Origin of the sequence: Pyruvatibacter sp. HU-CL02332 (genome assembly GCF_040362765.1) — a bacterium.
In the GTDB taxonomy this organism is placed as follows: domain Bacteria; phylum Pseudomonadota; class Alphaproteobacteria; order CGMCC-115125; family CGMCC-115125; genus Pyruvatibacter.
This window is the reverse complement of sequence record NZ_BAABWK010000002.1, coordinates 459,304-481,013: the sequence shown is the minus strand read 5'-3', so window position 1 is coordinate 481,013 and position 21,710 is coordinate 459,304. Positions and strand designations below refer to the sequence as shown.

The 21,710-nt window shown below is 56.8% G+C and carries 21 protein-coding genes; 7 read left to right on the top strand and 14 right to left on the bottom strand.

Annotated features, from left to right (window positions below):
- Window positions 1–31: 31 nt before the first annotated feature.
- On the bottom strand, window positions 32–1,465 hold the full coding sequence (gltX, locus tag ABXH05_RS13040; RefSeq protein WP_353561387.1) for a glutamate--tRNA ligase: 1,434 nt from the start codon (window positions 1,463–1,465) through the stop codon (window positions 32–34).
- 393 nt (window positions 1,466–1,858) lie between these two features.
- Between gltX and ABXH05_RS13035 the strand changes: the two genes are divergently transcribed.
- Window positions 1,859–3,916 carry a ComEC/Rec2 family competence protein gene (locus tag ABXH05_RS13035; RefSeq protein WP_353561386.1) on the top strand — a complete coding sequence of 686 codons (2,058 nt, stop codon included), beginning with the start codon at window positions 1,859–1,861 and terminating at the stop codon, window positions 3,914–3,916.
- A 290-nt stretch (window positions 3,917–4,206) separates the two neighbouring features.
- Here the strand turns inward: ABXH05_RS13035 and lexA are convergent, their stop codons facing one another.
- From lexA to ABXH05_RS13005, 6 genes are all read right to left on the bottom strand, one after another.
- Window positions 4,207–4,920: a transcriptional repressor LexA gene (lexA, locus tag ABXH05_RS13030; protein ID WP_043948921.1), complete on the bottom strand. Its 714-nt coding sequence runs from the start codon at window positions 4,918–4,920 to the stop codon at window positions 4,207–4,209.
- 237 nt (window positions 4,921–5,157) lie between these two features.
- Window positions 5,158–5,646 (bottom strand): cyclic pyranopterin monophosphate synthase MoaC, encoded by a 489-nt coding sequence (gene moaC, locus ABXH05_RS13025; protein ID WP_353561385.1) that lies wholly within the window; start codon window positions 5,644–5,646, stop codon window positions 5,158–5,160.
- Entirely contained in the window at window positions 5,643–6,050 is a 408-nt protein-coding gene (locus ABXH05_RS13020) for a GNAT family N-acetyltransferase (protein ID WP_353561384.1), read from the bottom strand. Before ABXH05_RS13020 ends, moaC begins: the two co-directional genes overlap by 4 nt.
- Before the next feature lie 128 nt (window positions 6,051–6,178).
- Window positions 6,179–6,964 carry an indole-3-glycerol phosphate synthase TrpC gene (gene trpC / locus ABXH05_RS13015; RefSeq protein ID WP_353561383.1) on the bottom strand — a complete coding sequence of 262 codons (786 nt, stop codon included), beginning with the start codon at window positions 6,962–6,964 and terminating at the stop codon, window positions 6,179–6,181.
- 2 nt (window positions 6,965–6,966) lie between these two features.
- Window positions 6,967–7,986 (bottom strand): anthranilate phosphoribosyltransferase, encoded by a 1,020-nt coding sequence (gene trpD / locus ABXH05_RS13010; protein WP_353561382.1) that lies wholly within the window; start codon window positions 7,984–7,986, stop codon window positions 6,967–6,969.
- On the bottom strand, window positions 7,983–8,585 hold the full coding sequence (locus ABXH05_RS13005; RefSeq protein ID WP_353562406.1) for an anthranilate synthase component II: 603 nt from the start codon (window positions 8,583–8,585) through the stop codon (window positions 7,983–7,985). The genes trpD and ABXH05_RS13005 overlap by 4 nt, the downstream gene beginning before the upstream one ends.
- Before the next feature lie 360 nt (window positions 8,586–8,945).
- Between ABXH05_RS13005 and ABXH05_RS13000 the strand changes: the two genes are divergently transcribed.
- On the top strand, window positions 8,946–9,932 hold the full coding sequence (locus tag ABXH05_RS13000) for a divergent polysaccharide deacetylase family protein (protein WP_353561381.1): 987 nt from the start codon (window positions 8,946–8,948) through the stop codon (window positions 9,930–9,932).
- Window positions 9,933–9,935: 3 nt separating this feature from the next.
- Here the strand turns inward: ABXH05_RS13000 and ABXH05_RS12995 are convergent, their stop codons facing one another.
- The 3 genes from ABXH05_RS12995 to ABXH05_RS12985 are packed head-to-tail and all read right to left on the bottom strand — an operon-like array spanning window position 9,936 to window position 13,932.
- A complete protein-coding gene (locus tag ABXH05_RS12995) occupies window positions 9,936–10,430 on the bottom strand; it encodes a hypothetical protein (protein ID WP_353561380.1) in 495 nt (164 codons plus the stop codon).
- 33 nt (window positions 10,431–10,463) lie between these two features.
- Window positions 10,464–11,981 (bottom strand): anthranilate synthase component I, encoded by a 1,518-nt coding sequence (gene trpE, locus ABXH05_RS12990; RefSeq protein ID WP_353561379.1) that lies wholly within the window; start codon window positions 11,979–11,981, stop codon window positions 10,464–10,466.
- A gap of 34 nt (window positions 11,982–12,015) precedes the next feature.
- Entirely contained in the window at window positions 12,016–13,932 is a 1,917-nt protein-coding gene (locus tag ABXH05_RS12985) for a SurA N-terminal domain-containing protein (protein WP_353561378.1), read from the bottom strand.
- Window positions 13,933–14,231: 299 nt separating this feature from the next.
- Between ABXH05_RS12985 and tpiA the strand changes: the two genes are divergently transcribed.
- From tpiA to ABXH05_RS12960, 5 genes are all read left to right on the top strand, one after another.
- Window positions 14,232–14,990, top strand: coding sequence for a triose-phosphate isomerase (tpiA, locus tag ABXH05_RS12980; RefSeq protein ID WP_353561377.1), 759 nt, complete (start codon window positions 14,232–14,234; stop codon window positions 14,988–14,990).
- Between the two features lie 122 nt (window positions 14,991–15,112).
- Complete coding sequence (gene secG, locus ABXH05_RS12975) at window positions 15,113–15,493, top strand: preprotein translocase subunit SecG (RefSeq protein WP_353561376.1); 381 nt, start codon at window positions 15,113–15,115, stop codon at window positions 15,491–15,493.
- Between the two features lie 113 nt (window positions 15,494–15,606).
- Entirely contained in the window at window positions 15,607–17,235 is a 1,629-nt protein-coding gene (gene pyrG / locus ABXH05_RS12970; RefSeq protein ID WP_348140138.1) for a CTP synthase, read from the top strand.
- A gap of 119 nt (window positions 17,236–17,354) precedes the next feature.
- Window positions 17,355–18,191 carry a 3-deoxy-8-phosphooctulonate synthase gene (gene kdsA / locus ABXH05_RS12965; RefSeq protein WP_353561375.1) on the top strand — a complete coding sequence of 279 codons (837 nt, stop codon included), beginning with the start codon at window positions 17,355–17,357 and terminating at the stop codon, window positions 18,189–18,191.
- A 319-nt stretch (window positions 18,192–18,510) separates the two neighbouring features.
- On the top strand, window positions 18,511–19,467 hold the full coding sequence (locus ABXH05_RS12960; RefSeq protein WP_353561374.1) for a lysophospholipid acyltransferase family protein: 957 nt from the start codon (window positions 18,511–18,513) through the stop codon (window positions 19,465–19,467).
- Here the strand turns inward: ABXH05_RS12960 and queF are convergent.
- Genes queF through queC form a run of 4 tightly spaced genes read right to left on the bottom strand, consistent with a single transcriptional unit; the run spans window position 19,464 to window position 21,689 of the window.
- Window positions 19,464–19,922, bottom strand: a complete 459-nt coding sequence (gene queF / locus ABXH05_RS12955; protein WP_353561373.1) for a preQ(1) synthase — start codon at window positions 19,920–19,922, stop codon at window positions 19,464–19,466. The two genes, ABXH05_RS12960 and queF, sit on opposite strands and share 4 nt — an antisense overlap.
- Window positions 19,919–20,299, bottom strand: a complete 381-nt coding sequence (locus tag ABXH05_RS12950; RefSeq protein WP_353561372.1) for a 6-pyruvoyl trahydropterin synthase family protein — start codon at window positions 20,297–20,299, stop codon at window positions 19,919–19,921. Before ABXH05_RS12950 ends, queF begins: the two co-directional genes overlap by 4 nt.
- 17 nt (window positions 20,300–20,316) lie before the next feature.
- Window positions 20,317–20,967: a 7-carboxy-7-deazaguanine synthase gene (gene queE, locus ABXH05_RS12945; protein WP_353561371.1), complete on the bottom strand. Its 651-nt coding sequence runs from the start codon at window positions 20,965–20,967 to the stop codon at window positions 20,317–20,319.
- Window positions 20,964–21,689, bottom strand: a complete 726-nt coding sequence (gene queC, locus ABXH05_RS12940; protein ID WP_353561370.1) for a 7-cyano-7-deazaguanine synthase QueC — start codon at window positions 21,687–21,689, stop codon at window positions 20,964–20,966. Before queC ends, queE begins: the two co-directional genes overlap by 4 nt.
- Between the last annotated feature and the right edge of the window lie 21 nt (window positions 21,690–21,710).

Below are 21,710 nucleotides of genomic sequence, written 5' to 3'. Positions count from 1 at the left end.
GGTCTTCGTTGTGTTGGCCGCCTCTTCTCACTTAGGCAGCCTGATCCTTAATGCGGGCAAGACATTCGTCTTTGCCCAGTACGGCCAGCACATCAAATATGCCAGGCGATGTCGTTGTCCCAGTCAAAGCAGCGCGCAAAGGCTGCGCAACTTTTCCAAGCTTGAGTTCTTTTTCGTCGGCAAAATCACGAACCGCTGCTTCCAGGCCATCCAGTGTCCATGAAGGCAGTGCTTCGAGCTTTGGCGCAATACCCGTAAGCACGCCACGGCCAGCATCGTCCAGCAGTTTCGCCGCCTTGTCGGTTATAGCAAGCGGCCGCGTCTCGATAAGGAAACGTGCGCTTTCTGCAAGATCGTCAATTGTCTTTGCGCGTTCTTTCAGGCCTGGCATTGCCGCGATCAATGCATCACGCGTGTCATCGGTCACCTGCCAGCCTTTGACTTCCGTCATCATGCGCAGTGTTTCGTCTGCGAGACGCGTGTCATTTGCTTCACGCATATGAATGCCGTTGAGGTTTGCGAGTTTCACAAAGTCAAACTTGGCAGGCGATTTGCCGATTGCATCAAGGCCAAACCACTCAATGGCCTGGTCTGTTGAAAACACTTCATCGTCGCCATGGCTCCAGCCAAGCCGCGCAAGGTAGTTTCGCATGGCTTCAGGCAGGTAACCCATATCTCGATATTCTTCGGCACCCATTGCGCCGTGCCGTTTGGAAAGTTTGGCGCCATCGGCGCCATGGATCATCGGCACGTGGGCGTACTCAGGAACATCCCAGCCCAGCGCTGTCATCAGGTTGATCTGACGCGCAGCATTGGTGAGGTGGTCATCTCCACGGATCACATGAGTGATGTTCATGTCGTGATCATCAACGACCACTGAGAGCATGTATGTCGGAGATCCGTCTGAGCGAAGCAGGATATAATCATCCAACACGGCGTTTGGAATGGTCACATCGCCCTGGACATGATCACGGATAACAGTTTCACCATCGCGTGGCATCTTGATGCGAATGACTGGATCAACGCCCTCAGGTGCCTCTGAGGGATCGCGGTCTCGCCAGCGGCCATCGTAGCCTTGTGGCTTTCCTTCAGCCTTTGCGGTCTCCCGCATTTCGGCCAGCTCTTCCTTCGACGCGTAGCATTTGTAGGCTTTGCCATCTGCCAGAAGTTGATGGGCAACCTCCGCATGGCGATTGCGCTGGGCATACTGGAAGACGACGTCCTCGTCCCATTCCAGACCAAGCCACCGCATACCTTCAAAAATGGCTTCGACAGCTTCATCCGTTGAGCGGGCACGGTCTGTATCTTCGATCCGCAACAGAAATTGGCCGCCATGATGGCGGGCAAACAGCCAGCTGAACAACGCAGTGCGTGCGCCACCAATATGCAGAAAACCGGTGGGTGAGGGGGCAAATCGGGTGCGAACCGTTTTGCTGCCTGGGGATGTAGAGGCGCCAGCCGGCATCAATCGTCCTTTGTCTGTCCTGTCCACCCGGGTGCGTGCGTAGCCTTATTGGCCTCAAGGCCTGCAACAAATGACCCGCCGACGTCATGGCAGGTCCCGCATCCGCTTGGGGGCGTGGGTGAAACTCTTGAGATCGTCGCAGATACGCTGCGTCCAAGGCCCAAAAGCCAGGCGGTTTTTAACATATCGGCGCTCGGCGCGATACGTTGCAGTGCACCCAATATTGAACAACAACCAAACACGACTTTTTGGTGCAAAATACCCCTTTTGATAGCAGGCGTGGCGCGCTGAGGGGACAAAATCACTTTAGAAACAAGAAGATATGAGGGCTGGGTTCCGCGGACGGTGCATCTGCGGTCAGTCGTTCGTGTTCGCTGGCGGCAAATTGTGAAGATGGCTGCGCAGGAGCAGGACCGTCTGACGCTCTGGGTCCCCGTGTTTTTCGGTGCTGGGGTGGTCCTCTATTTTGCCCGGTCATCCGAGCCTGTTGCCTGGGTCGCACCCCTCTTTTTGGGAACTGCGTTGGGCGCACTGCCACTCGTTCGCCAGTCATTGGCGCCAAGGATGGTTCTGTGTGCGGTTGCAGCACTAATGGCTGGATTTGTGACTGCGGACTGGCGCGCTGCGCGAGTTGATGCACCGGTGTTGGATAGGGCGATCAGGGCAATATCCATTGAGGGCATCTTGTTGGAAAAGACCAACCGGGCGGAAGGTGGAACTCGGGTGGTCATTGCGCCAACGCACCTCGGCCGCCAGTTGAAGGAGGGCATGCCAGCTCGAATCCGCATCAATGTTAGGACACAGATGGACAGGGTCCAGCCTGGTGATGTGGTGTCAGTGCGTGCTGGACTAATGCCGCCGCCGGGTCCAGCAGCACCGAGTGCTTTTGACTTTGGGCGGCAGGCCTATTTTCGCCAGCTTGGAGCCGTGGGTTACGCCATATCTCCGCTCGCCCGCGTCGCACCTGCGCCGAACACATGGACCACTTGCCTGCGGTTCTGCGTCAGCAGGCTGCGTGATGCTCTGACAGACCGGATTGTCGCCGCGCTTCCGCCCCCCCAGGGCGCCATAGCTGCAGCATTGATGACAGGCGACAGGGGAGGTATTCCCGAAAATGTGCTGCAGGACCTGCGGGATACAGGTCTGGCGCATCTTCTTGCCATTTCTGGACTGCATATGGCGCTGTTTGCGGGGGCCATCTTTTGGGGCGTTCGCGGGCTGTTGGCCCTCTTGCCGCCCTTGGCATTGAGGATGCCCATCAAAAAATGGGCGGCTGCAGCGGCGCTCATTGGTGGTTTTGGGTATCTGCTTGTCTCCGGCGGGTCCGTCGCAACACAACGTGCCTTCGTCATGTTCACGTTGATCTTTGTTGCGGTGATGTTGGACCGCCCAGCTATCACCATGCGCAACGTCGCCCTGGCCGCAATGATCGTAATGGTACTGACACCGGAAGCAGTCATGGAGGCCAGCTTCCAGATGTCATTTTCAGCGGCCATTGCTCTGGTCGCCTTCTACGAGGCGTCACGCCCCTGGCTCAGTCGGTGGAGCAGCACGATGGCGGAACGCGGTGTGGTAGCGAAGGGTGTGCTGTATCTGGGCGGTATTGCATTGACGTCGATTGTTGCGTCATTGGCCACCGCACCGTTTGCCGCATTCCACTTCAATAGGGTTGTTGATTTTGGTCTTGTGGCCAACCTCGCAGCGATGCCTATCGTTGGTTTTGTCGTTATGCCAGCGGCACTTTTGGCCTTTGTTGCAATGCCATTCGGCCTGGAGGCCATTCCTCTTTGGGCGGCCGGGCAGGGCATCTCGCTTATCACTATGGTTGCCGACACAGTTGCCAGTTGGCCTGGCGCGATTACGGCGGTTCCCGCAATGCCGGATGCGTCCTTGGCCCTGCTGATAGCCGGCGGATTGTGGATGGCCCTGTGGGCAACGTCACTGCGGTGGGTTGGGATGCTTGGGCCAATTTTGGGAATTGCGTTGGCGATGACAAATCCGTACCCGGACGTTCTGGTAGATCGAGACGCGGAACTTGTCGCGGTCCGAGATATGAACAAGCAGCTAGCCCTGAGCGCATCCCGACGTGCTGGATTTTCCGCTGAGACCTGGCTGAGGCGCGATGCTGATCTGCGATCTCAAAAACTGGCGGCCGCGAGCCTATTCGTCTGTGATGCGGACGGGTGTATTGCCCGACATTCCGACATTGGATTGATTTCTGTGCCCCGAACCTGGCGTGGCCTGATCGAAGACTGTGGCGAGGCAAAGGTCATTGTGACCGACACATATGCACCTGTGGCTTGTCGTGTGCCGGTCATAATCGACAGGAGTGCATTGCAGAGGCGCGGTTCACATGCGCTTTACGCTGATGCGCACATGCCGATGGGGGTTCGCATCGTAACTGCGTGTGATGTGTCTGGCATCCGTCCCTGGACCCGTTGCAGGCCTTGAGGATTTAGGCTGACACAAATCCGCCTGAATAGACTTGGATTGTGTGAGTAGGCAGGAACACAAGGATGTTCGGAGGGATCAATGCCATCACTTAATCCATTCAAACGCAGGACACCCCAGCCAATTCGGCCTTCAAGTGGTGATCCGGTGAAGGATATGACTGAGGTTCTGCTGCGGATTGAAGCACATCTGAGCGATCTGTCAGCCCGCGCAAAATCAATCGACAAGCTTGAGCGCCGTCTGCAAGGAATCGAGACCGCGCTGAAACACATCTAGAAGTGAGCAGGGGATTAGTACCTGCGCATCAGGCCAACGAGTTTGCCCTGAACCTTTACTCGGTCTGACGGAAAAATCCGTGTCTCATAGGCCGGGTTAGCGGCTTCAAGGGCAATGGTATCGCCCTTGCGGCGCAGGCGTTTGAGCGTTGCTTCGTGCTGATCAACCAGCGCCACCACAATTTCACCCGAGCTGGCGGTGTCTGCGCGTTGAATGACAACAATGTCGCCATCAAAAATACCCGCATCGATCATCGAGTCACCCTTGACCTCCAGAGCGTAATGCTCGCCGGAGCCCAGCAAGCTTGCAGGAACACCCACATGGTTGGAGTCGTCCTGAAGCGCCTCAATAGGTGTACCAGCCGCAATTCGTCCAACAAGCGGAAGGGTGAGCGCATCCCCACCTTCTGGCACTGAATGGTGATTGTCTGGAAGCGGTGCTGGCTCAGACAGGCTGCCTTGGATGACGCTCGGCGAGAATCCGCGCTTGGCAGGTGTTGATTGCGGAGCAGCTGACTCAGGAAGTTTTACAACCTCCAGGGCGCGGGCTCGGTGCGGCATCCGCCGGATGAAACCTCGTTCCTCCAGCGCGGTAATAAGGCGATGGATACCGGATTTGGACCTCAGATCCAGCGCTTCCTTCATTTCATCAAAAGAAGGCGAAACACCTGTCTCGCGAATCCGCTCATGTATGAATGTCAAAAGCTCGTGCTGTTTGCGCGTCAGCATGACTGAACCCCTTCCCGCAATTCTTGCGTGATTGCGGAGCATGCACCTTCCGAAAAGAGAAGGTTCAGCCACACAATCTGTATACAGCGCGCCGGCCCGCATGCCAGCGCATCCAAGTTGCGGTTTCGTTCCAGAATCAAATCAAATCAGAACAAAACCGAAACGGTTCAAATGTTCTATTTTGGTTCTCAATTTCCGTCAAGCGCAAAAAGGGCAGATGGTGGGGCTTAGGTCGCGTCAGTCCTCAACACGCTCAAAGGTTCCGGACTTTCCGCCAGACTTTTTTAGCAGCCGGACATTGCCAATGGTCATGGCCTTATCCACGGCCTTGAGCATGTCATAGAGCGTCAGACTTGCCACCGTTGCCGCCGTGAGCGCTTCCATTTCGACGCCGGTTTGTCCGCTTGTGCGGGCTGTTGCTGTCACATCAACGGCTAGCTCATCCGGCCGTGTTTCCAGCGTGACAGCGACTTTTGACAGAGGCAGCGGGTGACACAGCGGAATAAGGTCACTGGTCTTTTTTGCGGCCATAATGCCGGCAATGCGGGCGGCCGCCATAACGTCACCCTTTGGAGACGTACCGCTTGTCAAAGCTTCAAATGCTTCTGCTGACATAGTGATACGGCTGCCGGCTACAGCTTCACGTGCTGTGACGGCCTTGCCGGATACATCCACCATGGCTGCGTTGCCCTGGTCATCCAGATGGGTAAGGGCATCCTTGGTCATTTGATTTCCCGACGCATGATGCAGCGATGAGTGAGGCCTATGTCGGCCTCATGGTTCTTTACCAGATGCAGGCCAGGCGATAGCTCGTCATCATCAAGAGTGCGGAAGCCAACCCGCTCGTAGAATGGTCCATTCCATGCAACGTCTGTGAAAGTCGAAAGAGTGACAGCATCAAGTCCGCGCGACTTAGCTTCAGCGCAGACTGTCTCAATCAGTGCTTTGCCCAATCCCCTGCCGCCGTGTTCAGGTACCATTGCCAACTCATACAAGTGCAACGCCCTGTCCAGAACACCGCATGTTGCAAACCCAATGGGTGTATCGGCGGCATCGACCATCAAGAAACAGAGATTCTGATTGATATGTGCACGGAACAATTGGGGAGAGCCTGCCTCGTGCCCATTCACCTCAGGGTGGTTCGACTCTAGAAAGAGTACTCCTGCACGGTCTTCAATCTCCGGCAGTTGAGGCGCTTCGGCTATATGGGCCTGACGAATGGCGTAACCTTCTGGGAGGGGCTTGTGAGCTATGGATCTTATCCTTTCAAAAGCGAACGAGTTGCGGCGGCCACGTCAGCCTGCCGCATCAGACTTTCGCCGACGAGATAGGTGCGCACATTGGCCTTGGCAAGACGCAAGACATCGTTGTGGTTTGCAATGCCGCTTTCACCCACAACAAACCTGTCACCTGTGACTTTCGGTGCCAGTTCTTCTGTTGTCGCCAGCGTCGTCTCAAACGTCCGCAGATTGCGGTTGTTGATGCCAATCATCCGGCAGTCGAGCTTGAGCCCGCGGGCAAGTTCATCGGCGTCATGCACCTCAACCAGGGCGTCCATACCATGGTCGCGCGCTGCAGCGGCAAGGTCTGCGGCCTCGGCATCCGTCGTGCAAGCCATGATGATGAGGATGCAGTCAGCCCCCATCGCGCGGGCTTCAGCTACCTGGTAAGGCTCAAACATAAAGTCCTTACGCAATACCGGCAGGGAACAGGCGTTGCGCGCGGCAACCAGATAGTCCGGCTTGCCTTGAAAGGACGGAGCATCCGTGAGAACGGACAGGCACGTTGCGCCTCCGTCTTCGTATGCCTTGGCATGGGCGGGCGGATCAAAGTCAGCACGGATGAGGCCTTTTGACGGGCTTGCTTTTTTGATTTCGGCAATCAGCCCGTAGCCTGATGACTGCGCGGTCTCAAGCGCTTTGGCGAACGGGCGCACTGCTGGGGCGTCTGCCGCCTGCTTCTCGAGTTCAGCCATTGGTATCGCTTGCTTGGCAGCAGCAATTTCCTCGCGCTTGTACGCCGCAATCTGGGAAAGGATGTCCATTTTCACTCTGCCTGATTGCTCGATGCGATAAGTGCATCAAGCGCAGCCTTTGCTTTGCCGTCATCAATGGCTGCTTCGGCCTGTTTGGCACCCACCTGAAGTGTCTCAGCTTTGCCTGCAACCTTGAGTGCTGCGGCAGCATTGAGAACAACAATGTCACGATAGGCACCGGACTGGCCGTCCAGAAGAGCACGCAGGGCTTCGGCATTCTCGCTCTCGTCTCCGCCGACAAGCGCCTTGGGGTCAGCACGTGTCAGGCCAACATCTTCCGGCGTCACTTCATAATTGCGCACCACGCCGTCAGACAATTCGCTGACATAGCTGACACCGGTTGTTGTGAGTTCATCCAGACCGTCAGATCCATGGGCGATGATCGCGTGAGTGGCTCCAAGGTTCTGCAGCACATGTGCCAAAGGTTCACACCATTCGCGCGCAAACACGCCGACGAGTTGCCGTTTGGTGCCCGCTGGGTTTGAGAGGGGGCCAAGCAGATTGAAAATAGTTCTCGTACCCAGTTCCGTTCGGACTGGGCCCACATGTTTCATCGCGGCGTGATGCTGCGGAGCAAACATAAAGCCTAGGCCAGCGGTCTCAATGCACCGCGCAATGGCATCCGGGCCAAGCTCCAGCTTGACGCCAAGTGCACGCAAGACATCCGCTGAGCCGGACTTGGACGTCAGGGCCTTGTTGCCGTGCTTGGCCACCTTGACGCCTGCGCCTGCAGCCACAAAGGCAACAGCGGTGGAAATGTTGTAGGTGCCTGAAGCGTCGCCGCCGGTGCCGCAGGTATCAATGGCATCTGCCGGCGCGGGCACATGCAGCGCCATTTCACGCATGACGCCAGCCGCACCGGTGATCTCATCCACTGTTTCACCACGCACGCGCAGCGCCATCAGGAAGGCAGCAATCTGCGCCGGTGATGCTTCGCCGGACATGATGAATTCGAAGGCCGACTTAGCGTGGGCGGCGTCCAGCGCATTGCCCGCACCCACATGGGCCAGAATGGTTTTGAAGTCGCTCATGCTGGTTCCGTTTCCCGCGCCTCATTGAAATGCGCAGCAATATCGAGAAAATTTTTCAAAAGGGCGTGCCCGTGTTCCGATGCGATGCTCTCTGGATGGAACTGCACACCATGGACTGGTTGGGTCTTGTGCTGCACACCCATGATGATGCCGTCATCGGTTTCTGCAGTGATTTCAAGCTCATCCGGCAGGGTGTCACGATCTACGAGTAATGAGTGATAGCGCGTTGCGTCAAAATCATCATTCAGGCCCTTGAACAGACCTTTGCCGGTGTGATGCACCTTGCTCATCTTGCCATGCATCAGTGTTGGTGCACGCACGACCTTACCGCCAAAGACCTGGCCGATAGTCTGGTGCCCAAGGCACACGCCCATCAGGGGCACCTTGCCGGCGGCTTTTTCAGTGAGTTCCAGGCAGATGCCCGCCTTGTCCGGGTCGCACGGGCCTGGTGACAGAACGATCGCCTCCGGCTTCATGGCCAGCGCCTCGTCGGCGGTGATCTTGTCATTGCGGACTACCTGGACGTCCGCACCAAGCTCTCCAAGGAAGTGCACGAGGTTATAGGTAAAGCTGTCGTAGTTATCGATGAGTAGCAGCATCACCTAAGTGTCCTGAAAAGAGTGAAAGCCCGCGAAAAACATGTGCGCGACATATAGGGGCCATCCAGCCAATTAGGCAAGAAAACCGGTCCTCTGACGCTGCACCTCTGCCGCGCTTTTCCGCATGGAAACTAGAGAGGAGATACATATCCCCAGCTTTCTGCGGTTTTTGGCCAATCAGCGCGTTTACCGCCACAACATATAGTGTTAATAAGTGGTTAAGGCGCATAATGTGCCGTAAATCGGGCAGGAGCGCAGGTGGCGCAGGCAAAACCAATTAGCGACCGCTTCCGGCACGCATTCAGCGTACCAGCAAAGCTGCGCGCGCCCATGGCCTTTGCAACGGGAATGCTATTGGGCATGACGCTGCTCGCGGTGTCGTTTTATGCGCCGCGCGTGGATGTCACGTCCTGGATGACGCCTCAAGATTTACCTGGCGACTACGTGGTCGCTGTTGGCAGCGTATCTGGTGCTCCGGTCCAGATTGCAGCCGGGAAGCGCGCGTTGAAGGATGCGCCGCCAAGGATGGTCTTTTCTCAGATTATGCTTCCAGCCGAAATCCCGCCGCTGGTAGTGGCATCCGGTAAGACAGGCCTTGTGCCGCTTACAACAGCTGCGATCGATCCGGGTCTGACACGCGACAATCGCCCTGCCATTGCGTTGATGATCGACGATCTGGGGGTTGTACCGGATCGTTCAGCGCATGCGCTGCGTCTCCCCACCGAGGTCACGCTCAGCTTCCTGCCCTACGGGCCGGTTTCACGCCCATTGGCGCAGGCGGCGGCCGCAAAGGGGCATGAGATTTTTCTCCACGTGCCTATGGAGCCTCGGGGCCAGGCCAATCCAGGCCCAGACGCCCTAATGACACAGGATAGCGATCGGCAGTTGCGTGCCAAACTGGACAAGCAGATTGCCGACCTTGCAGAAGCCGCACCGCTTGCTGGTATCAACAATCACATGGGCAGCCGCGCAACGGCTGACCGGCGGGTGATGGATGAAGTCATGCGCGGCGCCGCGGAACGTGGCCTGGTATTCGTCGATTCAATCACCACGAGAAACAGCAAGGCACGTGCAGCTGCCGCGACATACGATGTGCCCTTCATTGCTCGTGATGTGTTTCTGGATCACGGCGAGGGAGAAGACTTTTTACTGGCGCAGCTTGATGAACTGGAACGCCAGGCCCGCACGCGTGGCATCGCTGTCGCCATTGCGCACCCGCATTCGACCTCCCTTGAAATACTCGACGTCTGGGTGAAGGGGCTTGAAGCGAAGGGCCTGCGGCTCGTGACCATCCGTGAGGCCATCGAAATGGAAGGCAGGCGCTCACAGCTTGCGATGGCGCAGTAGAGACTAGGGGATCAGGCAAAACTCCAAATAGGTAAGGGGGGTCATTCCATCCCGGCTTTGATGTTTGCCGTCCAAAACTCCATCTGCGATTTTTTCAAAGGACTTTGTTGCGTAGGCTACGCACTTCTTGTGAGGCAAAAGCGAGAGCAACGCTCTGATAAGTTCATCTCTTCCGCGTGCGTTCACATGAATTTCAACTATGCCAGGCGGGCGGCCATCTCCAGGTACTTCGACCTCAGCATTTATGTGCCCAACCCCAAAGAAAATTAGCTCGAGGTGGTGGCCATAATGTGCATTTGGGTTGTGCTTTGGCCCGAGCGACAACTCGCTGCCGCCCCAATCATCTGAGAAATTGTGAGTATGGTCGCCAGGCAGTTCCAAAGCATCCAACTGTTCGCATAAATCATTGACGCCTTGTTGGTCCATATAGATTTGAGCAACAGACGGTTTGATGCCAGCTGGCTCATAGTCGCCGCTGACTTCTACTTGGATCAGCACAATACAATTTTCCCTACCCAGGCCGAGCGTTGGTTACTGCCCACGCCCGACGCTGCTCGCGTAGCGGATCGCTTCTTCCGCAGCTTTGAAAAGTGCCTTGGCCTTGTTCACGCTTTCCATGCGCTCGGCTTCTGGGTCGCTGTCTGCAACGACACCGCCGCCAGCCTGCACATAGAGCGTGTTGTCCTTGACGACACCGGTGCGCAGCACGATGCACGTGTCCATGTCGCCACCGGCTGAGAAGTAACCAACGCAGCCTGCATAAAGACCGCGCTTTTCTTTTTCCAGCTCGTCGATGATTTCCATCGCCCGCACTTTGGGCGCACCGGAGACGGTTCCTGCCGGGAAGCCAGCGACGAGAGCGGAAATCGCGTCATAGCTTGGATCAAGCTTGCCGATGACGTTGGAAACAATGTGCATCACCTGGCTGTAGCGCTCGATGGTATAGCTGGCGGTGACCTCCACCGTGCCGATCTTTGCCACGCGACCCACATCATTGCGGCCAAGGTCAAGCAGCATCAAATGCTCGGCCCGCTCTTTGGGGTCGGCCAGAAGCTCTTCCTCCAGCGCCAGATCTTCCTCAGGGGTTGCGCCGCGAGGGCGCGTTCCGGCGATTGGGCGGATGGTGACTTCGTCACCGGCCACCTTGACCATGATTTCCGGTGACGACCCGGCGACAGCAAAGTCTTCAAAGTCGAGGAAATAGAGATAGGGCGACGGGTTTGTACGTCGCAGAGCGCGATAGAGCGCGAAGGGGGGCAGGTCGAACGGTACGGAGAACCGCTGGCTCGGCACCACCTGGAAGATGTCGCCCGCTGCGATGTATTCCTTGGCGGTGTTCACCATCTGGTGATACTCCGCAGGCTGAGTATTTGAAGCGGGTTCTGGCAGCGCAGCCGCATCCACGAATGCATTGGCCGCATGGGGTAGCGGCTTGTCCAACGCATCAACGATAGCTGACAGCCGCTCTTCTGCGCGGGTCATGGCGACCTTGGCGGAGATGTCGTCGGTTGGGCGGACCGGCGTTACTAGCGAGATTTCATCGCGCACGCTGTCAAAGACGGCAATGACTGTGGGGCGCGCCATAATCGAGTCCGGCAGGCCAAGCGCATCCGGATTCTGGTCCGGCAGATGCTCCATCAGACGGACCATGTCGTAGCCCAGATAGCCGAAAACGCCCGCCGACATGGGCGGTAGGCTGTGCGGGAGGTCTATTGCGGACTCGGCCAAAAGGTCCCGTAGCGCATCAAGCGTGCCGGCGTCGCACGGCTCGTAGGCCGTCCGGTCCGTCAGCGCCTTACGATTGATTTCCGCGGCATTGCCTGTGGCGCGAAACAGAATATCCGGGTCAACGCCGATGATGGAGTAACGCCCGCGCACAGCCCCATCTTCAACGCTCTCCAACAGGAATGAGTTGAAGCGGCCGTCCATAAGCTTGAGCATGGCGGAGACCGGCGTTTCAAGGTCAGCCACAAGCTTCGTCCACACGACTTGTGCGGTCCCCGCTTTGTAGGCTTGCTCAAAGGCGGAAAATTCTGGTTCGACAATCATGGCAATTGCGAAGGAGGTTTTAGGCGCTTGGAGCCTAGTACCCGCCTCCCTGATTAATTCCTTCACCGCCGATGACGTAATCAATGGCGGCCTGGTTGATTTCAACGCCCAGGTCGGCGCGAATGGCATTGATGTACTGCACCATCAGATCGTCAGCAAATCCACCGGACAGACGCTCACGAAATCCATCAAAGGCGTCATCAGCTTCCAAGGCATTGCCTGAGGTCACCTCGGTTGCCTGCATTACCAAAACGCTGTTGCCAAAGCCTACGGGCCCGTAGGTGGCTTCACCCTCGCCAATGCTGAAAAGGTTGTTGATGGCGATGCGAGAGAAAGTCTCGTTCGTCATGCCGCGACGTAGCTCCGGTGTCTCAATGGGAGCCTTGCCATAGTCTGACGCAACCTGCGCAATCGTCTCGCCGGCATTGATGCGTGCGGACAGATCTGCTGCGAGCCGCAGAAGACTCGCCTCACGTTCTTCTTCCCGCCATGTCTCCACAACCTGATCACGCACTTCCTCAAGAGGCGGTGTACGAGCCTCAGCAATTTCTGAGACTTCGACCCAGAAGAACGATCCATCAGCTAGTTCACCCATGGGCGACTCCTCGCCAACCACTGCCTCGTAGGCAGCAGTTAGAATAGCTTCGTCAGTCGGGAGTTCTGAGACACGCTGACCGTTGCGCCCCAAACCGGCCGGGGTCACTGCAGGGACCTGGGTCGCCGTCATGCCAAGCACTGCAACAGCAGTATCAAGTGGGTCGCCGCCTGCACGTGCGTCCTCGACCTGATTTGCAAGATCGAACAGTTCGTCATAGGCGCGATCGGCTGCAAGGTCGTCACGCAGCTGTTGGCGTACATCGTCGAAGTTGCTTTCCACCGCAGGGATGATCTGTCCCACACGGATGAGCAGGAAACCGAGAGGTCCTTCGACCGGGTCGCTGACTTTGCCCTCTTCCAGGGAGAACGCGGCGTCTGCAATCGTTGTGTCAAAAATCTCCGCGCGGGTGAGCGTGCCCAACTGATAGTCAGTGGGCGTTAGCTCTGCATCCGCGGCAAGGCCGGCAAACGTCTTGCCTTCATTTATGCTGGCGCGCGCGGCTTGTGCTTCTTCAAGCGTGGGGTAGGAAATCTGCTCAATAGCCCGGCGCTCAACCTGATCAAACTCCGCTTTGCGAAGTGAATATTCATCACGTAGCGCTTCTTCAGGAATCTCAATGCTCTGAGCCACCGTGTCAGGGGTCATCAGCACGTAAGAAAAAGTGCGATACTCAGGCTCCCGGAACAGGCCCTGACCTCGCACTTCGTAGAAGTTGGCCAAATCTTCATCGGACGGCTGTCCTGGCGCATCCACTGTATCGGGCGTGAGGACGATATACTTGGCTTTGCGACGTTCGTTCAGCACAGCGTACATGCGCTGGGCAAATCCCGTAGATACCTCAACATCCGCGCTGATGGATTCGATGAGCTGCTGGCGCGCAATGAAACGCTTGCGGTCATCAATCAGGAATGCTTCGGAAATGCCATTGCTGAAAAGCGTCTGCTGGAAGGTATTCGCATCAAACTGGCCGGTTGGACCCTGAAAGGCCGGGTCATTGCGAATGTCTTCGATGACAAGATCATCGCCCGCAGCCATGCCAAGATTGCGGGCTGTCGCATCAAGAGCGGTTCTACCCACCATCTGTTCAAGAACGCGACGATCAAACCCAAGCGCCTGGCCCTCATTCAGACTCAACTGACGGCCAAAACTCTGGGAACGCTGGTTGAGATCGCGCCGGTATTCAAACAAGAACAGCCCGCCATCAATCTCTTCGTCGCCAACAGTCGCCACGGTGCGATCAACAGATCCCGTAAAGATGTCATTGATGCCCCAAACCGCGAAGCTCAGCACCAGGAGGCCAATGAATATCTGGGCGACAAACCCGGAAGCATTTTTGCGCAGTTTTTCAAGCATGGTGTGAGGTCAGTACTTTTTGCTTAGAGGACAACAGATGAGGCCGATTACGGCACCAAATCAGGCACGTATCGTTGCCCATAGCATAAACGCCGCAGATGCAGCGCATTTTATGTGTCCCAGCGCCATGGCGGCAAGGAAATCACACAGAAATTAACCCTGTTAGGCGCGCATATCGGAAATGACGACCGGAAGGGGAGGCTGACCACACACCATGTATCGTTTTTGTGCTGGTGCTCACGAAACGGGTTTGCTATCCGCTCCACCAAGATTTGTCCGCAGAACTGGAAAACAGCCACATGACCAATCGTCGTCCTATTGTTGCCGGAAACTGGAAGATGAATGGCCTGCGAGGGTCAAAGGCGGAACTAGAAGCCCTCATTGCCGCCTTGGCAGCGCGGCCCGCCAACGGGTGCGAAGTGATGATTGCGCCACCCTTCACGCTGGTGGCGGATTTTTCTTCCACATGCGCAGATTCCCCGGTTGAGATCGCTGGTCAGGACTGCTCGGCCCTCGCCCCAGGGGCCCATACCGGCGATGTGGCAGCATCGATGCTGGCAGATGCCGGTGCTACTGCTGTGATTGTCGGCCACTCGGAACGGCGTCAGGATCACCATGAGACTGATGAGGCCGTGAACGCGAAAGCGCTGGCCGCGTATGAAGCTGGCCTTACCGCTATCATCTGCGTTGGCGAAACGGAGCCCGAGAGGGACCGGGGTGCCACACTGGACGTGGTGAATGGGCAGTTAGCTGGTTCCCTGCCAGATACAGCAGATTCTTCAAACACCGTTGTTGCTTACGAGCCCGTGTGGGCTATTGGCACCGGCCGTACGCCAACTGCGGATGATGTGGCAAAGGTTCACGCCACCATGCGTGAGACATTGGTCGCCCGTTTTGGAGATGAGGTTGGAAATGGCTTCCGTTTGCTCTACGGCGGCTCCGTAAAGCCCGCAAATGCGGCAGAACTCATGGGTGTTCCTGATGTGGATGGGGCCCTTGTAGGGGGTGCCAGCCTCAAGGCAGCGGACTTTGATGGAATTATTGACGCCTATCGCTAAGTGAGCCGCTCACAAGTGGGTAAACGCGGCACTGGCGTTCCGCGCTGCCTTGGCGTAAAACCCGCCGCGTGGGTGCTTTGAGTGCCCTAATCCTCTGACATTTATGAGAATTGCCTGCCGCTATGGAAAATATCCTGCTTGTCATACACACCCTGGTTGCCGTTGCTCTGGTGGGCGTGGTGTTGCTTCAGCGTTCTGAAGGCGGCGCATTGGGTATTGGTGGCGGCGGCGGTGGTGCCGGTGGAGGGATGTTTTCCAGCCGAACCGCAGCCAACCTGCTGACGCGGGCCACAGGCATTCTCGCTGTCATCTTCTTCCTGTCTTCAATCGGGCTGACCGTGATTCACACGAATGACCGCAATGCGGGCTCGATTGTCGATCGCATAACACCAGTTGCTCCGCTGAACACCGAGGCCGATGGTGTTGCTGAGCCGGATCTGGGTGTTGCACCACCGACGGCTGGGCCCGCCGATGAAGAGCCAGCAGTTCCACGGCCTGAATAACGCTTCATTTTTGGCACTAGCCCGCGGCATTTGCGCCTGCGGGGCCAATAAACCTGTCTGATCACCCATTGAGTGCTTCGTGCACTCAGCGACTCGGGATAAGTTCAACGCCCATGGCGCGGTACATTTTCATTACCGGCGGCGTGGTGTCCTCCCTCGGAAAGGGTCTTGCATCAGCGGCGTTGGGCGCATTGCTCCAGGCGCGCGGTTATTCCGTGCGCCTTCGCAAGCTCGACCCGTATCTGAATGTTGACCCTGGCACCATGAGCCCCATTCAACACGGCGAAGTGTTCGTTACCGATGATGGTGCGGAGACAGACCTGGACCTGGGTCACTATGAGCGGTTCACAGGCGTGCACGCCTCACGCTTTGACAATGTGACCGCCGGCAAGATTTATCAGACGATCCTCCAGAAAGAGCGCCGTGGCGACTATCTGGGGGGTACCGTCCAGGTGATCCCGCATGTGACTGACGCCATCAAGGCATTCGTGCTGCATGGCAATGACGACGTAGACTTCGTGCTGTGTGAGATCGGCGGCACCGTGGGCGACATCGAAGGCCTGCCGTTCTTTGAGGCCATTCGTCAGTTGGGCAACGACCTGCCGATCAATGACGCTGTTTTCATTCATCTCACCTTGATGCCGTGGATTGCATCCGCCGGAGAAATGAAGACCAAGCCAACGCAGCACTCGGTTCGTGAACTGCGGGCAATTGGCATTCAGCCAGATATTCTCCTGTGCCGGGCTGACCGACCAATCCCGACCGACCAGCGCCGGAAGTTGGGTCTGTTCTGCAACGTAAGACCTTCAAGCGTCATCGAAGCGCGTGATGTCGACACAATCTATGATGTGCCGGCGGCGTATCATGCTGAGGGTCTGGATACTGAAGTGCTCGCTCACTTCGGTATTACTGATGCAGCCGAACCCGGCTTGGATACATGGAATGAAATCACCCACCGGGTCCGTCAGCCGGATGGCGAGGTGAAGATTGCAGTCGTCGGCAAGTACACCGGTCTCAAGGACGCCTATAAGTCACTGACTGAGGCGCTCACCCATGGCGGCATTGCCAACAAGGTGCGTGTCAACGTCGAGTGGATCGACTCGGAAATATTTGAAAAAGAGGACCCTGCGCCGTACCTGGATGGCGTCAACGCGATTCTCGTTCCCGGTGCGTTTGGTGAGCGGGGCGCAGAAGGCAAGATTGCAGCTGCCAAATTCGCGCGCGAGCGCGAAGTGCCATACTTCGGCATTTGCTTTGGAATGCAGATGGCGGTGGTAGAAGCGGCGCGCAACATGGCTAACATGTCTGCTGCATCTTCTTCTGAATTTGGTCCGTGCAATGAGCCTGTCGTTGGCCTCATGACCGAGTGGCTTAAGGATGGCGAACTTCAGCAGCGGGCCGACAACGGAAATCTTGGCGGAACCATGCGGCTTGGCGCCTACGAGGCCAAGCTGAAGGATGGTACGCGCATCGCAGAAATTTACGGGTCCACCGATATTGCCGAGCGCCATAGGCATCGCTACGAGGTCAACATGACCTATCGCGAGCCGTTGGAAGCGGCAGGAATGACATTTTCAGGAGCATCACCAGATGGGCTGCTGCCTGAGACGATAGAAATTCCGGCGCACCCCTGGTTCATCGGCGTCCAGTACCACCCGGAACTGAAGTCCAAGCCATTTGATCCGCACCCGTTGTTCGCCAGCTTTGTTGCTGCCGCTTTGGCCCAAAGCCGACTGGTCTAAACCCACAGCATCAATACGATTTTTGCGTGTCGGTTGGCGCCTGAGCCGGGAAATGTGCAATATGCGCCACCAGACGCAGCAGTAGGCTGCAGTTCCAATTTTACAGGTGAGATTTCCATATGGACGTGGTCGAAATTGCGGCAGGTGAAAGCAAGCAGGTTGTATTCGGCAACGACAAGCCCTTGTCGATCATCGCAGGGCCCTGCGCCATGGAGAGCCGTGACCACGCGCTTGAAATGGCGACTGCGCTGAAAGAAATTACGTCAAAGCTTGGAATGGGGCTGGTCTACAAGTCTTCCTTCGATAAGGCCAACCGTACCTCAGCCAACAGTCCTCGTGGCTTGGGCCTTGAACTGGCTTTGCCGATCTTTGCCGAGGTAAAGGAAACGCTAGGCATTCCAGTGCTGACCGATGTGCATACAGCTGAGCAATGCGCGCCTGTGGCTGAAGTAGTGGATGTATTGCAGATCCCGGCTTTCCTCTGCCGCCAGACCGACATGTTGATTGCTGCTGCTGAAACAGGCGCGGTCGTGAACGTCAAGAAAGGGCAGTTTCTTGCACCCTGGGACATGAAGAACGTCATTGAAAAAGTACGAGGTGCAGGAAATCCGAATGTAATGGTAACCGAACGCGGGGCCAGCTTTGGTTACAACACCTTGGTGTCTGATATGCGCTCATTGCCCGAACTTGCAAAAACCCGCGCACCAGTGATTTTTGATGCGACGCACTCAGTGCAACAGCCCGGTGGGCAGGGCACAACGTCAGGTGGCCAGCGCGAATTCGTGCCTGTGCTGGCACGTGCTGCTGTGGCAGTTGGCGTGGCAGGCGTCTTTATGGAAACACATCAAGATCCTGATTCCGCGCCCTCTGACGGCCCCAACATGGTGCACCTGAAAGACATGCCCGCACTGCTTGAACGGTTGCAGGGCTTTGACGCGCTGGCCAAGGCTGCCTGATTTTGCCGAAATGACGTCTTCGTCAACCTTGTCTGCCAAGGCCACATTGCCAAAGGCGCGAAGCCTTTGTCGCGGCTCGAGTTTTAGGGCACACACTGACTAGGACATCTGCGCTTCGCTCATTGGCCGGCATGAATGAAATGCTGACGGCGGAAGAGGGCCAAGATGCCCGGATAGACGGCGTGAGCGGATGCCAGCCACCGACACCAAAATGGCAGCATAGATAACACCGATTTCGCGGCGCAAAGTGGGTATTGCCCTGACGCCGCAAATCACTAATCCTGCGTTCAAAGGGAGCAGCTTAGGCGGGCAATCGCTCGTGCAGGTTAGGGGTGTCGGCTTCATGAATGTGAACCCGCAATTTGGTCAAGAGCTTGATGCGCGGCAACCAATGCCGGAACCAACTTTTTCCTATGCCTCTCCAGACGATCCGCGCCTTAAGCAGATCATCATCAGGTTGATCGAACGCCTTACCGGTCAACCTCGCCTCAAACGCATGTATCTCGATAATCGCGCAAACCCGGTTGAGGGCGAGACCTTTTTTGCGGCGGCTATTCGCTATCTGAAACTACGGGTGGATTTCGATATGGCCCGGCTGCACGAGGTGCCCAAGCAGGGCCCTCTGGTCATCGTTGCCAATCATCCCTTCGGCGTTATTGATGGGCTTGTAGTCAGCCACCTTGCGTCGATGGTGCGTGGTGAATTCAAGATTTTGACCAACGCAGTTTTGAATCAAGCGCCGGAAATTGAAGGCTATCTACTGCCGGTTGATTTTGATGAGACGCCGGAAGCTCTTGCGACAAACATCCGTACCCGGAAAATATCACGTGATCTGTTGAGAGCTGGAGGCACGATTATCGTGTTTCCCGGCGGCACCGTCTCAACGTCACCACGACCGTTCGGCCGTGCGGTTGATCCTGTTTGGCAGCCCTTTACAGCTCAACTCGTGCAGAGGTCGAAGGCCACTGTCGTGCCAGTCTTTTTTGAAGGTCAGAATGGCAGACTATTTCAAGTTGCCAGCCACTTCAGCCGCACACTGCGACTGTCTCTCCTATTTCGCGAAGTTCGGGAGAGCATTGGCAGCCGTGTGCCCGTTCGTATCGGTCGGCCGATCCGATATGCCGAACTCGCACATCTAACTGATCGTCAGGAATTTGCTGAAGAGCTGCGCCAACGTACATATGCCCTTGGGTCAGCCCCCATGCCTCAAGGGACATACAGTGGCCTGACGATCGGGGAAAAGCTCAAGGCCAAACGATTGGCGCGTCAGCGCTAACCGCGACCACGATAAGCAGGCACACCTTGATCCGGTAGCCAGACGCCTTGTGGCACATCGCCTGTTTGCCAGAAAACGTCAATTGGGATGCCACCGCGCGGATACCAGTATCCACCAATGCGCAGCCATTTCGGCTCAAGCAAGTCCGCCAGACGCTTGGCAATGGCAATGGTGCAGTCCTCATGAAATGCACCATGATTTCTAAAGCTGCCTAGATACAGTTTCAGCGACTTGCTCTCGACCAGCCATTCGTCGGGCACGTAGTCGATGACGATGTGGGCAAAGTCCGGTTGGCCGGTAACGGGGCAAAGAGAAGTGAACTCAGGTGCGGTGAACCGGGCCACATAATCAGTTCCGGGATGGGGGTTGGCCACGCGTTCAAGTTCCGCAGCCTCCGGGGATGCAGGAAGGGCGGTCTGTTGGCCGAGCTGTGTGGCACCGGGTACATCGCTCATGATTTTTGTTTCCCGTGTCGTGAGCCTTCATAGATACAGGCTTCACCACAACTGTCGCGATGTATCTCGATGCGCGCAAGCTCAGGTAGCGGTGCTGCCAATCGGGTCCAGAGCCACAGTGTGATGTTCTCCAGTGTTGGTGCCTCAAGCCCCTCGATCTCATTGAGGAAGCGATGATCCAGCTCTTCTTGTGCTTGGCTCAGGATGTTTTCAACTTCACCAAAATCCCGGATCAGGCCGGTATCTTCGGCGGGCATGCCGTCCAGGGCAACAATCACGCGGAACGAGTGACCATGTAGCCGTCGGTTGGGATGGCCGTCTTCAGCGTGCGGTAAAAAGTGTGCCGCGTCGAAGGTGAATTGTTTTGTAATGCGCATGGCGGAGAAATCAGGCCTTACGGAATGCCGATATATTTATGTGACTGCAGGGACAAACGCCATTTGGGGTGTGAAAGGCAATAGGAAACCGCCAGTTGCGTGTTTTTATCGCGGGCAGGGCTGTCCATCGGTTGCAGGTAAAAATGCTGAAAATCAAGAGTTTCGAAGCATTCTGGCTGAGCTTCCGGCTCAGATTGAGGGTAGACCAGTTTCAGCTCTTGGCCGGACGTAAGAACAAGAGGCGCGTTAGCCTTCGGGCTGACGCAAATCCAGTCAATGCCACCTGTTTTGCCTCGAGGTGCTTTCAGTGTGCCGTTCGTTTCAACGGCGATTTCAAATCCGGCATTGTGTAGTTCGTCAATCAGAGCACCATCGAGCTGCAACAATGGCTCACCACCCGTGCATACGACCAAACGTCCGGCAAGGCCGCCCTGCCATTTGTCGGCGACCGCCTGAGTAAGTTGCTCAGGCGTTGCAAACTTGCCGCCCCCGTCACCGTCCGTACCCACAAACTCCGTGTCGCAGAAGGTGCATACGGCAGCCGCGCGGTCTTCTTCTCGACCCGTCCACAAATTGCAGCCGGCAAAGCGCAGGAACACCGCTGCCCGGCCAGCCTGTCCCCCTTCACCCTGCAGGGTCGCAAACATCTCTTTGACGGAGTAGGTCACTCGACATTTGCCTTCCAGCTGTCCCAGCCTGATGCGCGTAGCTCACAAGCCGGGCAGGTGCCACAGCCTTTGCCCCAAGGGTGGGAAGTATCACGGTCGCCAAGATAGCAGGTGTGGGTATCGTCGCGGATAATCTGCGTCAGAACATCGCCACCAAGCGCATGCGCCATAGCCCAGGTCTGTGCCTTGTCAATCCACATGAGCGGCGTCTCAATCACGAAGGCACGGTCCATGCCCAGATTGAGCGACGCTTGAAGTGACTTGAGCGTCGTATCGCGACAGTCCGGATAGCCGGAGTAATCCGTTTCACACATCCCACCCACCAGGACTGTCAGCCCACGTCTGAAAGCGATGGCAGCGGCATAGGTGAAGAACAGGAGATTGCGGCCGGGTACAAAGGTTGACGGTAGTCCTTCATCCGTGAACGCGATTTCGGCGTCGCGGGTGAGCGAGGTCTCAGAGATGCGGCCCAGATCAGTAAGGTCCAGCATATGGTCATCGCCGAGCTTTTTGGCCCAGTCCGGGTAGGCCGCGCGCATCTTGTTGAGAACCACCAGACGCTGCTCAAGTTCAATGGCATGGCGCTGGCCATAGTCGAAGCCGATGGTCTCAACGCGGGCATAGCGATCAAGCGCCCAGGCCAGCGTGGTGGTTGAATCCTGCCCGCCAGAAAAAAGGACAAGTGCACCGGTTTGATCTAACGAAGACGAAATGTTGCTCATACGCAGGTTGAAGCGCGGCTG